Origin of the sequence: Acidovorax sp. Root219 (assembly GCF_001428665.1) — a bacterium.
In the GTDB taxonomy this organism is placed as follows: domain Bacteria; phylum Pseudomonadota; class Gammaproteobacteria; order Burkholderiales; family Burkholderiaceae_C; genus Acidovorax.
The window spans coordinates 289,521-302,589 of the sequence record NZ_LMIJ01000010.1 but is presented as its reverse complement, the minus strand read 5'-3'; the positions used below and the strand labels follow the sequence as shown (position 1 = coordinate 302,589).

Genomic DNA, 13,069 nt, shown 5'->3' with positions numbered 1-13,069 from the left:
TGAACAGAACCGCTTCGCAGAGCTTTTTGAGCCGCCTTGGCGCTTTTTCATTCTTCACTTTTGACTGCACAGGACCCATGACCATGTTCCAGACCACCCGCCGCCGCATCGTGCGCAAGACCATCGCCGCCCTGGCCACCGCTGGGCTGCTGGCTGGAGGGTTGGGCTTGACCACCAGGGTGCACGCGGCCGAAGGCCAGTTGCGCATTGCGCAGCAGTTCGGCATCGTCTACCTGCTGCTCAACGTGGCGCAGGAGAACAAGCTCATTGAAAAGCACGGCAAGGCCGCGGGCGTGGACATCAAGGTCGAGTTCCTGCAGCTGTCGGGCGGCTCGGCCGTCAACGACGCGCTGCTGTCGGGCAACATCGATATCGCCGGTGCCGGCGTGGGCCCGCTGTTCACGCTGTGGGACCGGACCAAGGGCCGCCAGAACGTCAAGGGCGTGGCATCGCTGGGCAACTTCCCGTACTACCTGGTGAGCAACAACCCTTCGGTGAAGACCATTGCCGACTTCACCGACAAGGACCGCATTGCGCTTCCTGCCGTCGGTGTGTCGGTGCAGTCGCGCGTGCTGCAGATGGCGTCGGCCAAGCTCTGGGGCGAGAAGGAGTTCAACCGCCTGGACAAGAACCAGGTGGCATTGCCGCACCCTGACGCGGCGGCGGCCATCATCAAGGGCGGCACCGAGATCACGGGCCACTTCGGCAACCCGCCCTTCCAGGAGCAGGAACTGGCCGGCAACCCCAAGGCGAAGATCGTGCTGAACTCGTACGACGTGCTCGGCGGCCCGGCATCGGCCACCGTGCTCTACGCCACCGAGAAATTCCGTGCCGAGAGCCCCAAGACCTACAAGGCCTTCGTCGACGCGCTCGACGAAGCCGCCAGGTTCGTCGCGGCCAACCCCGAGAAGGCGGCCGACATCTACCTCAAGGTATCGGGCGGCAACACCGACCGCGGCCTGCTGCTCAAGATCATCCAGAACCCCGAGGTGCAGTTCAAGGTGCGCCCCGAGAACACACTGGGCATGGGCCAGTTCCTGCACCGCGTCGGAGCCATCAAGAACCAGCCGACTGCGCTCAAGGACTATTTCTTCGAAGACGCGCACACGGCGTCGGGCAACTGAGCGAGTTCCGGGCATGAGCGAGCACACCATCCGCATGGGGCCCTTCTCGCCGCCGCTGCAAAGCGAGCGTGCGGCGCTGCAGGACGACGAGGCGCGAGCCCCGGGCCATCCGGCGGCGGGTGTTGATGCCCGCGTGGTGCCCGGCCCTGCACCCGCCGCCCTGCTGCAGGTGCAGGGCGTCAGCATCGACTACCGCACGCGCGAGCGCGTGGTGCGCGCCACGCACCGCGTGGGCTTCGACGTGCATGCGGGCGACCGCTTCGTGCTGCTCGGTGCCTCGGGTTGCGGCAAATCCACGCTGCTCAAGTCGATTGCCGGCTTCATCGCGCCCAGTGAGGGACAAATCCTGCTGGGCGGACGCGCCGTCACGCGGCCCGGGCCCGACCGGGTGGTGGTGTTCCAGGAGTTCGACCAGTTGCCGCCCTGGAAGACCGTGCGCGACAACGTGATGTTCCCTTTGCTGGCCTCGCGCAGCGTGGGCCGCAAGGAAGCGGCCGAACGCGCCGCGCTCTACATCGACAAGGTGGGGCTGTCGAAGTTTGCCGACGTGCACCCGCACCAGCTGTCGGGCGGCATGAAGCAGCGCGTGGCCATTGCGCGCGCGCTGGCCATGCAGCCCCAGGTGCTGCTGATGGACGAGCCCTTTGCCGCGCTCGACGCCCTCACGCGCCGGCGCATGCAGGAGGAACTGCTCTCGCTGTGGGACGAGTTTCGCTTCACGCTGATCTTCGTCACCCATTCCATCGAAGAGGCGCTGGTGGTGGGCAACCGCATCGCCATCCTCTCGCCGCATCCGGGGCGGCTGCGCGCCGAGCTCAACAGCCACCAGTTCGGGCTGCACAGCCTGGGCAGTGCTGAGTTCCAGGCCACGGCGCAGCGCATCCACCGCCTGCTGTTCGACGAACCCGCTGCCGGCGCCGTGCCGGGATCGGTGCAGGCCGATGCCGAGGCCCTGGCACCCGGCCGCCGTGGTGGGGTGGCGCTCATCCCCCCACAGCGGGCCGTGGGTTCGCTGCCTTTCCAGATTTCCGTATGAGCGCCTCCCTGCTGACCCCTCCCGTGCGCCCCGAGTTTGAGCGCAGCCTGGAGCCGCTGGGCGGCATCGCACCCGTGCAACCCTTGCCGCTGGCCGCGCGCATCTGGCAACAGGCATGGGTGCGCAAGCTGGCGATCCTGGCGGTGCTGGCCGCGCTGTGGGAGGTGGTGGCCCGCTGGCAGGACAACGACCTGCTGCTGCCCACCTTTTTGCAGACCGCCAAGGCGCTGGTGGAAGGCCTGGCCTCGGGTGAGCTGGTCGCCAAGACGGCGATCTCGCTGTCGGTGCTGCTCAAGGGCTACCTCGCAGGCATCTTCGGGGCCTTCGTGCTCACCACGCTGGCCGTGTCCACCCAGTTCGGGCGCGACCTGCTGTCCACGCTGACCTCCATGTTCAACCCGCTGCCGGCCATCGCATTGCTGCCGCTGGCGCTGCTGTGGTTCGGCCTGGGACAGGGCAGCCTGGTGTTCGTGCTGATCCACTCGGTGCTGTGGCCGCTGGCGCTCAACACCTACGCGGGCTTTCAGTCCGTGCCCGAGACGCTGCGCATGGCCGGGCGCAACTATGGCCTCACGGGCATCCGCTACGTGCTGCAGATCCTGGTGCCCGCCGCGTTGCCGTCCATCCTGTCGGGCCTGAAGATCGGCTGGGCCTTTGCCTGGCGCACGCTGATCGCGGCCGAGCTGGTGTTCGGCGCGTCGTCGGGCAAGGGAGGGCTGGGCTGGTACATCTTCCAGAACCGCAACGAGCTCTATACCGACAAGGTGTTTGCGGGCCTGGTGCTGGTGATCCTGATCGGCCTGGCGGTGGAGAGCCTGGGCTTTCATACGCTCGAACGCCTGACCGTGCGCCGCTGGGGTGTACAGCGCTGAAGTTAGCGCCGGCCACCCTACACTCGGGGCATGCTCCGCTGGTTCCTCGTCGTCTTTCTCGCGCTGATGTGCATCAGCTGGCTGTCGCCCATGCTGCGGCGCATCGGCTTCGGCAGGCTGCCGGGCGACCTGCGCTTCACATGGCGGGGACGGGAGTGGGACATACCTCTTGCGTCGACCCTGCTGCTGAGCTTCATCGTCAGCCTGATCGCCAAATTCATCTGATTGCCCTCAGTCCCCTGCCTCCTGCAGGGCTTGAAGGAAGGCCTTGCGCCACCAATGCACGTCATGCTCGCGGATGCGCGCCATGAGCTTCTGGTGCCGTGCCTGCCGTTCGGGCAGCGGCATCTGCAGGGCATGCTGGATGCTGTCGGCCGTGCCCTGGGTGTCGTAGGGGTTCACCAGCAGCGCTTCCTTGAGCTGCTCGGCCGCGCCGGCAAAGCGCGAGAGCACCAGCACGCCGGGGTCCTCGGGGTCCTGCGCCACCACATATTCCTTGGCCACCAGGTTCATGCCATCGCGCAGCGGGGTCACCAGGCCCACGGCGGCGGCGCGGCACAGGCCGGGCACGCGCTTGCGTGCCACGGTGCGGTGGATGTAGCGCACCGGCATCCAGTCGAGCTCGCCGTAGTCGCCGTTGACCGAGCCGCACAGCCCTTCGAGCTCCTGGCGCAAATCCGAATAGGCATGCACGTCATCGCGCGAGGGCGAGGCGATCATGATCATCGTGGCGCTGTTGCGGTTTTCGGGATAGCGGTCCAGCAGTTCGCGGTAGGCGCGCACGCGGTGCGGTATGCCCTTGGAGTAGTCGAGCCGGTCGATGCCCAGAAGCAGGCGGCGGCGCGAATACTCGTCGCGGATGTTCTCGTAGGTTTCCACGGCGTCGGGGGCCTGCGCGAGGCGCGTGAACTCGTCCACGTCGATGCCGATGGGGAAGGCCTGCACCTGCACCGTGGCGCCAAACGCACGAAGTCGCTGGGCGCCCACTTCCTCGGCACTGCCCTCGTTGCGTACATAGCGCGTGAAATGCGCCACATCGGCCTCACTCTGCAGCCCCACCAGGTCATAGGCGAACAGCGAACGCATCAGCCACTCGTGCTGCGGTATCGCCGCCATGATCAGCGGAGGCGGCATGGGAATGTGCAGGAAGAAGCCGATGCGCTGGCAGCAACCCATGGCGCGCAGCTCTGCGGCCAGCGGGATCAGGTGGTAGTCATGCACCCAGATAACGTCGTCGTCGCGCAAGAGCGGCAGCAGCTTGCGCGCGAACATCTGGTTCACGCGGCGGTAGCCGGCGATGTAGCTGGCGTTGAAGTCGGCCAGGTCCAGCCGGTAGTGGAACACCGGCCACAGCACGCTGTTGCTGTAGCCCTGGTAGTAGGCATCGTGGTCTTCGCGGCACAGATCCACGGTGGCCAGGGTCACGGCACCGGCGCTGCGGGTGTGCATCTCGCCCTCGCCAGGCGTGCCCCCCTCGACCACGGTGCCGCTCCAGCCGAACCAGAGCCCTCCGGTCTGGTTCAGGGCTTCGCCCAGGGCGACCGCGAGGCCTCCGGCGGCGGGTTTGCGGGGATCGGCAAGGCGGTTGGAAATGACAACAAGACGGCTCATCACCCGATGATCCGTGCAGATCGCCGGCGGGCCGTGTCGGACAGGGCCGCGAACTGGTGCGTCAAATCACGCTGTCCCATGGGGCCGACAGGCGCACGGCGGCGTTGATCACGCCCACCATCGAGTAGGTCTGCGGGAAGTTGCCCCACATCTCCTGGGTCTCGGGGTGGGTGTCTTCCGAGAGCAGGCCCAGCGGGTTGCGCGCTGCCAGCATGGTCTCGAAGATGGCGCGCGCCTCGTCCTTGCGGCCGATGCGCGCGAGCGCATCGATGCGCCAGAAGGTGCAGATGTTGAAGGCCGTTTCGGGCTTGCCGAAGTCGTCGGCCGCTTCGTAGCGGCGCATGTAGGGACCATCGCACAGGCTCTTTTCCATGGCCTCCACCGTGCTCACGAAGCGCGGGTCCCTGGGGTCGATCAGGCCCACCTCGGCCATCAGCAGCACGCTGGCGTCGAGCTCGTTGCCGCCAAAGCTCTCGGCAAAGGCCTGGCGCGATTCGCTCCAGGACTTGGCGAGGATCTCCTCGCGCATGCGTTGGGCATGGCCGTGCCAGTAGGCGGCCCGGTCGGGCAGGCTGAGGGCGGTGGCGATCTTGGCCAGGCGGTCGCAGGCGGCCCAGCTCATGAGGGCCGAGGAGGTGTGCACCCGCGCCCGCGTGCGCAGCTCCCACATGCCCGCATCGGGCTGGCCGTAGACGCGCACCGCGTTCTCGCCCACCTGTTCAAGCCGGGTGAACTCGCCCAGGCCTGCGCGGTGCAGCAGCCGGTGGTCGTGGAAGGCCTGGGCCGCACCCAGCACGATGTTGCCGTACACGTCGTGCTGGAAATGCTCGGCCGCCTGGTTGCCCACGCGCACCGGGCCCATGCCGCGGTAGCCCGCCAGCTGCGGCATCATCGATTCGGGCAGCTCGCGCTCCAGGCCGATGCCGTACAGCGGCTGGATGTGGCCGCTGCCCGCATCCACCACCACGTTGCTCAGCCAGCGCAGGTAGTCCTCCATGGTGCCCACTTCGGAGATGCTGTTGAGCGCGCGCACCACGAAGAAGGCATCGCGCAGCCAGCAGTAGCGGTAGTCCCAGTTGCGCCCGCTGTGGGCCGATTCGGGGATGCTGGTGGTCATGGCCGCCACAATGGCGCCCGTGTCTTCGTACAGCGAAAGCTTGAGGGTGATGGCAGCGCGGATCACCGCGTCCTGCCACTCCAGCGGCACGGCCAGGGCCCGGCTCCAGCCGCGCCAGTAGGCGGTGGTCTCCTGCTCGAACAGGCGCGCCGTGTCGGCAATGCCGTCGAGCAGGCTCTCGTCGGCTCCCAGGATGAAGTTGTGCTCGCGCGTGAGCACGAAGGGCTGGCCCGAGAGCACATGCGACACCGGTGCGTCGGTGGACAGGCGCAGCGCCATGCTGCCGCCCACGTAGCGGATGTGGTTGCTGCCGCGCGTGATGTGGGGCTCGGTCTGGCCCCAGTCGTACTTCACCTTCACGGCCACGCGGATGCGCGGCGAGCCCTGGATGGGGCGCACCCGGCGCACCAGCGTCATGGGCCTGAAGTAGCGCGAGCGGCTGTAAAAACGCGGGGCGAAGTCGGTGATCTCGACCCCATGCCCGGCCTTGTCGAACAGCTGCGTGCGCAGGATGGCGGTGTTGGGTTCGTACCACTGGTGGGCCGAGGCCATGTCCTCGATCTCGATGGCGAAGTGGCTGCCTTCGTCCCCCGGCTGCAGCAGGGCGTTGAAGACCGGGTCGCCGTCAAAGCGCGGCAGGCAGCACCACACCATGCGCGCATGGTTGTCGATGAGGGCGCTGATGGCGCAATTGCCGATCATGCCCAGGTTGAGCGAGCCCTGTTGCGGGTCCACGGCGGAGGTGTTGGGGTGTTCGGTGGTCATCGTGCGCGTTCCCAGGAGGTTCGTGCCGCCGACAGCCAGCCACGCAATGCGGCCGGTGTCATGCAGCGGTGTTGTGCCAGCGTCGGGCCCTCGCCCACCTTGATGCCCCAGCCGCCCAGGGCGGTCACGGCGGCAAAGCCGGATTCGTCGGTCACGTCGTCGCCGGCGAATACCGGGATCCGCCCTGCGAACGGCGGCAGCGTCATGAAATCGGTGATGGCCTGGCCCTTGTGCACGCCGCGCGGTTTGACCTCGAGCACGAACTTGCCGTCCATCATCTCCACGCCGTGCACCTGCTGCATGGCGGCCAGCAAGGTGCCGCGGCACAGGTCCTCCAGATGCGGTGCCAGGCGATAGTGCAGTGCCACGCTGGCGCGCTTGGGCTCCACCAGCAGGCCGGCGTGCTGCACGGCCAGTTGGGTGGCCGCCTGCAGCACGGGCGCCAGGTCCGGCGGCACCACGGCAGGGCGCGAGCCGTCGGCCAGACGGTACTGAGAGCCATGCTCGGAGGCCAGGGGCAGCACCAGAGGGTCGAGAAAGTGGTCGATGTCGGTCTCGCGCCGCCCCGTCACGATGGCCAATGCGCCATCCAGGTGGGTGCTCAGGGAAGCGAGGGTGGGAACCAGCCCCGCAGAGATGCGCACGGCCTCGGGCCGGGGTGCCATCTCGGTGAGCGTGCCATCGAAATCCAGAAAGAGCGCATGGGCCGTTGTCAAAAAGGGAAGCAGCTGCATGTGGCGGCACCTTAGCAGACAGCTGGGTGGCCTGCCAGCGCGTGGGGGTGGCGTGTGCAGGGACCTGATGGCCTGGGAGAGTGCCCGAAAACCCGCGCCAGCATTGGGGTGTTCAGCTGCCAGGGGCTTGAAATGAGAGCTTTCGGGCCCCATTGTCACAAGATGAAAAGGGTGTTTGTCTTACAAGCAAGTGCCCCGTTGCCAGCGCACGCTGAGCGTACCCATGGAGATTTTGCGTGACCGAAGAAGCCCCCCACATCGTCTGCCCCCACTGCCACACCACCAACCGCGTCCTGCGCGCAGACCTTGGCAGTGCCCCCGATTGCGGCAGCTGCCACCAGCCCCTCTTCGCCGGAGCGCCCGTGGCGCTGGATGCGGCTTCGTTCGACAGGCATGTGGGCCGCAGCCACCTGCCCGTGGTGGTGGATTTCTGGGCCCCCTGGTGCGGCCCTTGCCTGCAGATGGCGCCGGCCTTCGCCCAGGCAGCACGTGACCTGGAGCCCCAGGTGCAACTGGCCAAGCTCGACACCGAGGTCCACCAGGCGATTGCGGGCCGCTTCGGCATCCGCAGCATTCCCACCATGATAGTGTTCAAGGAGGGCCGCGAGGCGGCACGCATTTCCGGCGCGATGAACGCCAGCGACATTGCGCGTTGGGTGCGCAGCGTCAGCTGACCCTGCCCTGCCGGGGGGGCGCGACATCAGCGGATGCCGAGCACCCGGTCCAGCGAGATGTTGCCCGCGCCGCGCCCTGCGATGTACAGCAGCAGCCCCGCCCACGACAGGTGGGTAGGCCAGGCATCGGGATAGACAAAGACCTGGATCACCAGTGTCATGCCCAGCAGCGCAAGGGCCGACAGCCGTGTGCACAGCCCCAGCACCAGCAGCACCGGGAACACATGTTCGGCCACCGTGGCCATCTGTGCCGCCAGCTCGGGCGGCAGCAGGGGCAGCTTGTACTCCTCGCGGAACAGCAGGTAGGCGCTGTCCGAAATGGTGAACCAGCCCTCCACCTTGGTGCGTGCCGACATCCAGAAGATCGCTGCGATGCCCACCCGGTTCACCAGGGCCAGCAGGCTGTGGGGCGTGAGCCAGGCCAGCGCATCGGCCAGCCGGCCCAGCCAGTGGCGCGGCCCGGTCGCGGATACGGTGGGCGTGACCTGGGGGAAGGGGGTGGTGTTCATGGGGTGTCCTCGTCAAGGTGGGGTGGGGCGCACAGCGCGCCGGCCTGCAGCAACTGCGCCATCAGCGCGCCCAGGTCGGCGCCGGGTTCTGCCTGCTGGGCATGGGCTGCAGCCAGCTCCAGGGGCAGTGCCGCAGCGCAGGCGTCCAGGAAGGCGATGCCCGCGCGTGCCAGTGGCATCCACTGCACGCCCCCCTCGGGGCGGGTGAGCAGGGCGCCGTCGCCCTGCCACGGCAGTTCGGCATCCAGGGGTGTGCCCTCGCGCTGGCGCTGCCACAGGGTGCTGGCCGGGTGCTCCTCGCTCCAGGCCCAGCGCGCGGCGGGATGTGGGGCCAGGCACAGGCCGGACAGGGCTTCGGGGGACTGCCGGGCCAGCCAGGCGGCGTCCAGCAGGGGGGCATCGGCCGCCAGGTGGCTTTCGGTCCAGCAGCGGTCCAGCCGTGCCACGGCAGGCAGGTAGGGCAGGCCGGCGGCCGCTTCGAAGCCTTGCAGAAAGTGTGCAAAGCCTTCGCCATAGGCCATGAGCCGGCCATCCGTCGGCGGCCGGGCCTGAACGAACAGGCCTGCGGCCGCGCGGAACCATTCTTCGCCCACCAGCGCGCAGACGGTGGGGTAGTTGGCCTGCAGCGCATCGATGCAGGCCTTGTGCACGGTATTGCGGTACACGGCGAAGCCGGGCTGGGACCGCAGGGCGGACAGCCAGGGTGCGGTGTCCGCTGGGTGGGCGCCCTGGGGCATCAGTGCGGCGGCCAGGCCATCCTGGAAGGTGCTCAGCTGCATGGCAGGGCCTCGGTGAGCGCCGCGTGGGCGCGGCCGCGCTCGGCGAGCAGCACCTCGAGCGCTGGCAATTGGTCGTCGCGCTCGATCAGGGTGGGCAGCGGGCCGGTGGCGGCAATCACGCGCTGGTACAGGGCCCACACGGCATCGGCCACCGGGGCATCGTGGCTGTCGATCAACAGGGCCTCGCCCAACTCGGGGTCGGCATGGTGGCCCGCCAGGTGGATCTCGGCCACGGCGTGCAGGGGAAAGGCGCCGAGGTAATCCTCGGCACGGGTGCCCAGGTTGTGGGCGCTGATGTAGACGTTGTTCACGTCCAGCAGCAACTGGCAGCCGGTGCGCTGCACCAGCTCGGCCAGAAAGTCGGTCTCGGCCCAGTCATGGCCATCGATGTGCAGGTAGTGCGTGGGGTTCTCGACGGCGATGGGGCGCTGCAGCACGTCCTGCGTGCGGGCGATGTTGGCGGCAATGCGCGCCAGCGCCGCATGGGTGCGCGGAAAGGGCAGCAGGTCGGGCAGGTAGTGCCCGCGCCATGCGGACCAGGCCAGGTGCTCGGAGACGATGGCCGGCTCGATGCGCCTTGCCAGCGCCGCCAGCCGTGCCAGGTGCGATTCGTCGGGCGGCGCATCGGCTGCCAGCGACAGCGATACCCCGTGCAGCGCCACCGGGTGCCGCGCACGGATGGCTTCGAGCCAGGCCAGGCGCGGTCCGCCGTCGGCCAGGTAGTTCTCGGGGTGCACCTCCCACCACAGCCCCGGGTCCGTGCACTGCACGGCCTGCGCGTAGTGCTGGGGCTTGAGCCCCAGGCCGGCGGTGAGGTGTGCGGCTGCCATGGCGGCGGGTCTGGTGGTGAACGAAGATCAGCTCTTCATGGGCGTCAGCGTGCCCATGCCCTTGGGCGTCTTGATCGAGGCGCAGGTGCCGGCGGGCACGAACTTCCAGGCATTGGCCTGGTAGTCCACCTTGGAGGTGCCAGCACAGGTGGTGCCGGCGCCGGCGGCGCAATCGTTCTTGCCGGCCATGGACACGCCATAGCACTTCTCCATGGCGGGCTTGGCCGCTTCTGCGGGCTTGGTCTGTGCAATGGCTGCGCCGGATGCGAGTGCGGCAAGGGCCAGGGCGCCAAGGCTGAGGGTGCGTGAGGTCATGTCGGAATCTCCGTAAAGCTGAAGGGTTTGTGGAACAGACCGGATGGATCGCCGGGTGCGGATGCGCCGTGGCTACCGATCTGCGTTGTAATTCGCGCTGTCTGGCGGCCGGGTTACACCAACTGCATCAGAAATCAAAAAAAGTTTTTTTGCACCCGCTGTAACCCGTAGGTCTGGCATTGCGAATACCTGTGAGGGAGAAAACATGGAGATCGAAGAGAGGCTGCGTGGGTTGCTGCTGCTGGGCCTGGATGCCGACGCGGTCGCCTACCAGCGATTTTTGAAAGAGCTGAGCGCGCACCTGCGGGCTTTTCTGCGCAGGCGGCTGTCGCAGCGGCCCGACGAGGTGGAAGACCTAGTGCAAGAGACCTTGCTGGCCGTGCACAACCAGCGCCATACCTACCGGCCCGACATGCCGGTAACGGCCTGGGCGCATGCGATCGCGCGCTACAAGCTCATCGACTGGCTGCGCTCGCACCGGGTGAAGGGTGCGTTGAATGACACGCTGGACGAGGAGGCGGGCGAACTCTTCTCCACCAGCGACAGCGAGGCGGCCGAAGCCCGGCGCGACCTGGGGAAACTGCTGGAGACGCTGCCCGACCGCCAGCGCCTGCCCATCCTGCACGTGAAGCTGGAGGGCCTGTCGGTGGTGGAGACCGCACAACTCACGGGGCTGTCGGAGTCGGCAGTCAAAATCGGCGTACACCGGGGACTCAAGGCCCTGGCCGCCAAGATCAGGGGAATGGCATGAGAACCGAAGAATTGATCCAGTTGCTGGCCACGGATGCCGGCCCTGTGCCTGCACGGGACATAGAGCAGCGCTTTGCGCTGGCGTCGCTGGCCGGCATCGCAGGGGCCGGCGTGCTGATGGCTGCGGTGTTCGGCGTGCGCCACGATTTGGTGCAGACCATGGGCCTGCCCATGTTCTGGGGCAAGCTGGTGTTTGCCGCCGCGCTGGCGGCCGCCGGCATGGCGCTGCTGCGGCGCATGGCGCGGCCGGGCATGGCGGTGGGCCATGCGGCCGCGTTGCTGGCCGTACCGCCGTTGGTGCTGTGGGCCATGGCGGCGGGCACCCTATCGCAGGCCGAGCCGGCCGAGCGCATGGCGCTGATCCTGGGCAGCACCTGGCGCAGTTGCCCGTTCAACATCGCACTGCTGTCGGTGCCGGCTTTCATCGCCAGCTTCTGGGCCCTGAAAGGGGCGGCCCCCACGCGCCTGGCCTGGGCCGGTGCGGGGGCCGGCCTGCTGTCCGGGGCGCTCGGGGCGCTGGTCTATGCATTGCACTGCCCCGAGATGGCCAGCCCCTTCCTCGCCGTGTGGTACCTGGCCGGCATGGCCCTGCCCACGGCGCTGGGCGCCGTGCTCGGCCCCCGCCTGCTGCGCTGGTAGCGCAAGCCCTCAGGCGGGGTTGGCGGCCAGCCACTGCGCCACGGCTTGTACCCGGGCCTGGTGGATCAGGTCGCCGACCTGCGGGCCGGCAAGGCCCTTCGCTGCGGCTTTCGCTGCAATGTCGCGCGTGACCACCGATTGGGCTGCGGCCAGCACCGCCAGCAGGCGCGGGCGCTGGGGATAGGGGTTTTCTTCCATGCCCAGCCGGCCGCGCGCGTCGCATTCGCAGGCCTGCAAAATGTCGGGCAGCCGGCCCGGCTTGCGCAGCGCGTCGCAGCGCTCCAGCAGGCGCACCAGCGGGGCGGCGGTCAGCTCGCCGCTGCGGTGGATGTTGCCGTGCTCGCGCGCCACCACGTCGGCGATCTCGCGGCAGTCCACGGGCACGCGCAGGCGCTCGGCCACGTCGTGCAACAGCTCGGCGCTGCGCCGCTCATGGTCGATGTGGCGCGGCAGCATGTCGGCCGGCGTCGTGCCCTTGCCCAGGTCGTGCGCCAGGCAGGCAAAGCGCACGGTGAGAGGGGCATCGAGCCGCGCCGCCATGTCCAGCACCATCATCAGGTGGATGCCGGTGTCCACCTCGGGATGGTGCTCGGCGCGCTGGGGCACGCCCCACAGGCGCGCGACCTCGGGCAGCAGCACCTGCAAGGCGCCGCAGTCGCGCAGCACCTCGAACATGCGCGAGGGTTTTTCCTCCATCAGCCCGCGCGCGAGCTCCTGCCACACGCGCTCGGGCACTAGGTGGTCCACCTCGCCGTCTGCCACCATCTGGCGCATCAGCTCCAGGGTCTCGGGCGCCACTGTGAAGTCGGTAAAGCGCGCCGCAAAACGCGCCAGCCGCAGGATACGCACCGGGTCTTCGCGAAAGGCCTCGGTCACATGGCGCAGCAGGCGCGCCTGCAGGTCCTTGCGTCCGCCGTACGGGTCGATCAGCGTGTGCGGATCTTCGGGGCTCTGGGCGATGGCATTGATGGTCAGGTCGCGGCGCGAGAGGTCTTCCTCCAGCGTCACCTCGGGCGAGCTTTCCACCACGAAGCCACGGTAGCCGCGCCCGCTCTTGCGCTCGGTGCGCGCCAGCGCATACTCCTCGCGCGTCGTGGGGTGCAGGAAGACCGGGAAATCCCGCCCCACGGCCAGGTAGCCTTCGGCCAGCATCTGTTCGGGCGTGGCGCCCACCACCACCCAGTCGTGGTCGTTCACGGAGCGTCCGAGCAAGGCATCGCGCACGGCGCCGCCCACCATATAGATTTGCATGCGCCGGAGTTTAGCGGGGCCCGGCATTGTGAAGACGGCGCGCCACGCCGTATAGTGCGCCCC

The 13,069-nt window shown here is 68.3% G+C and carries 15 protein-coding genes; 7 read left to right on the top strand and 8 right to left on the bottom strand.

What is annotated here, in order from left to right; translation table 11 throughout:
* Positions 1-83: 83 nt before the first annotated feature.
* The 4 genes from ASE28_RS09710 to ASE28_RS09695 are packed head-to-tail and all read left to right on the top strand — an operon-like array spanning position 84 to position 3,257.
* Positions 84-1,124, top strand: coding sequence for an ABC transporter substrate-binding protein (locus tag ASE28_RS09710; protein ID WP_057266577.1), 1,041 nt, complete (start codon positions 84-86; stop codon positions 1,122-1,124).
* A 13-nt stretch (positions 1,125-1,137) separates the two neighbouring features.
* Entirely contained in the window at positions 1,138-2,160 is a 1,023-nt protein-coding gene (locus ASE28_RS09705; protein ID WP_057266418.1) for an ABC transporter ATP-binding protein, read from the top strand.
* The gene (locus tag ASE28_RS09700) at positions 2,157-3,032 is read left to right on the top strand and encodes an ABC transporter permease (RefSeq protein ID WP_057266417.1); all 876 of its coding nucleotides are present in this window, start codon (positions 2,157-2,159) and stop codon (positions 3,030-3,032) included. The genes ASE28_RS09705 and ASE28_RS09700 overlap by 4 nt, the downstream gene beginning before the upstream one ends.
* Before the next feature lie 30 nt (positions 3,033-3,062).
* Entirely contained in the window at positions 3,063-3,257 is a 195-nt protein-coding gene (locus ASE28_RS09695; RefSeq protein WP_057199975.1) for a DUF2905 domain-containing protein, read from the top strand.
* Positions 3,258-3,263: 6 nt separating this feature from the next.
* Here ASE28_RS09695 and otsA read toward each other — a convergent pair whose 3' ends face one another.
* From otsA to otsB, 3 genes are all read right to left on the bottom strand, one after another.
* Positions 3,264-4,643, bottom strand: a complete 1,380-nt coding sequence (gene otsA / locus ASE28_RS09690; RefSeq protein WP_057266416.1) for an alpha,alpha-trehalose-phosphate synthase (UDP-forming) — start codon at positions 4,641-4,643, stop codon at positions 3,264-3,266.
* 61 nt (positions 4,644-4,704) lie between these two features.
* Positions 4,705-6,525 (bottom strand): glycoside hydrolase family 15 protein, encoded by a 1,821-nt coding sequence (locus ASE28_RS09685; RefSeq protein ID WP_057199977.1) that lies wholly within the window; start codon positions 6,523-6,525, stop codon positions 4,705-4,707.
* On the bottom strand, positions 6,522-7,259 hold the full coding sequence (otsB, locus tag ASE28_RS09680; protein WP_057266415.1) for a trehalose-phosphatase: 738 nt from the start codon (positions 7,257-7,259) through the stop codon (positions 6,522-6,524). Before otsB ends, ASE28_RS09685 begins: the two co-directional genes overlap by 4 nt.
* A gap of 236 nt (positions 7,260-7,495) precedes the next feature.
* On the opposite strand from otsB, the gene trxC reads away from it, so the two are divergent.
* Positions 7,496-7,933, top strand: coding sequence for a thioredoxin TrxC (trxC, locus tag ASE28_RS09675; RefSeq protein ID WP_057266414.1), 438 nt, complete (start codon positions 7,496-7,498; stop codon positions 7,931-7,933).
* Positions 7,934-7,959: 26 nt separating this feature from the next.
* Here the strand turns inward: trxC and ASE28_RS09670 are convergent, their stop codons facing one another.
* Genes ASE28_RS09670 through ASE28_RS09655 form a run of 4 tightly spaced genes read right to left on the bottom strand, consistent with a single transcriptional unit; the run spans position 7,960 to position 10,366 of the window.
* A complete protein-coding gene (locus tag ASE28_RS09670; protein WP_057266413.1) occupies positions 7,960-8,442 on the bottom strand; it encodes a DoxX family protein in 483 nt (160 codons plus the stop codon).
* Positions 8,439-9,221 carry a DNA-binding domain-containing protein gene (locus tag ASE28_RS09665; RefSeq protein ID WP_057266412.1) on the bottom strand — a complete coding sequence of 261 codons (783 nt, stop codon included), beginning with the start codon at positions 9,219-9,221 and terminating at the stop codon, positions 8,439-8,441. The genes ASE28_RS09670 and ASE28_RS09665 overlap by 4 nt, the downstream gene beginning before the upstream one ends.
* A complete protein-coding gene (locus ASE28_RS09660; protein WP_057266411.1) occupies positions 9,212-10,051 on the bottom strand; it encodes a DUF692 domain-containing protein in 840 nt (279 codons plus the stop codon). The genes ASE28_RS09665 and ASE28_RS09660 overlap by 10 nt, the downstream gene beginning before the upstream one ends.
* A 27-nt stretch (positions 10,052-10,078) precedes the next feature.
* A complete protein-coding gene (locus tag ASE28_RS09655) occupies positions 10,079-10,366 on the bottom strand; it encodes a DUF2282 domain-containing protein (protein WP_057199983.1) in 288 nt (95 codons plus the stop codon).
* Positions 10,367-10,571: 205 nt separating this feature from the next.
* On the opposite strand from ASE28_RS09655, the gene ASE28_RS09650 reads away from it, so the two are divergent.
* Both ASE28_RS09650 and ASE28_RS09645 read left to right on the top strand, forming a co-directional pair.
* The gene (locus tag ASE28_RS09650) at positions 10,572-11,117 is read left to right on the top strand and encodes a sigma-70 family RNA polymerase sigma factor (RefSeq protein ID WP_082608005.1); all 546 of its coding nucleotides are present in this window, start codon (positions 10,572-10,574) and stop codon (positions 11,115-11,117) included.
* A complete protein-coding gene (locus ASE28_RS09645) occupies positions 11,114-11,755 on the top strand; it encodes a DUF1109 domain-containing protein (RefSeq protein ID WP_057199985.1) in 642 nt (213 codons plus the stop codon). Before ASE28_RS09650 ends, ASE28_RS09645 begins: the two co-directional genes overlap by 4 nt.
* Positions 11,756-11,764: 9 nt before the next feature.
* Here the strand turns inward: ASE28_RS09645 and ASE28_RS09640 are convergent, their stop codons facing one another.
* The gene (locus tag ASE28_RS09640) at positions 11,765-13,006 is read right to left on the bottom strand and encodes a multifunctional CCA addition/repair protein (RefSeq protein ID WP_057266409.1); all 1,242 of its coding nucleotides are present in this window, start codon (positions 13,004-13,006) and stop codon (positions 11,765-11,767) included.
* Between the last annotated feature and the right edge of the window lie 63 nt (positions 13,007-13,069).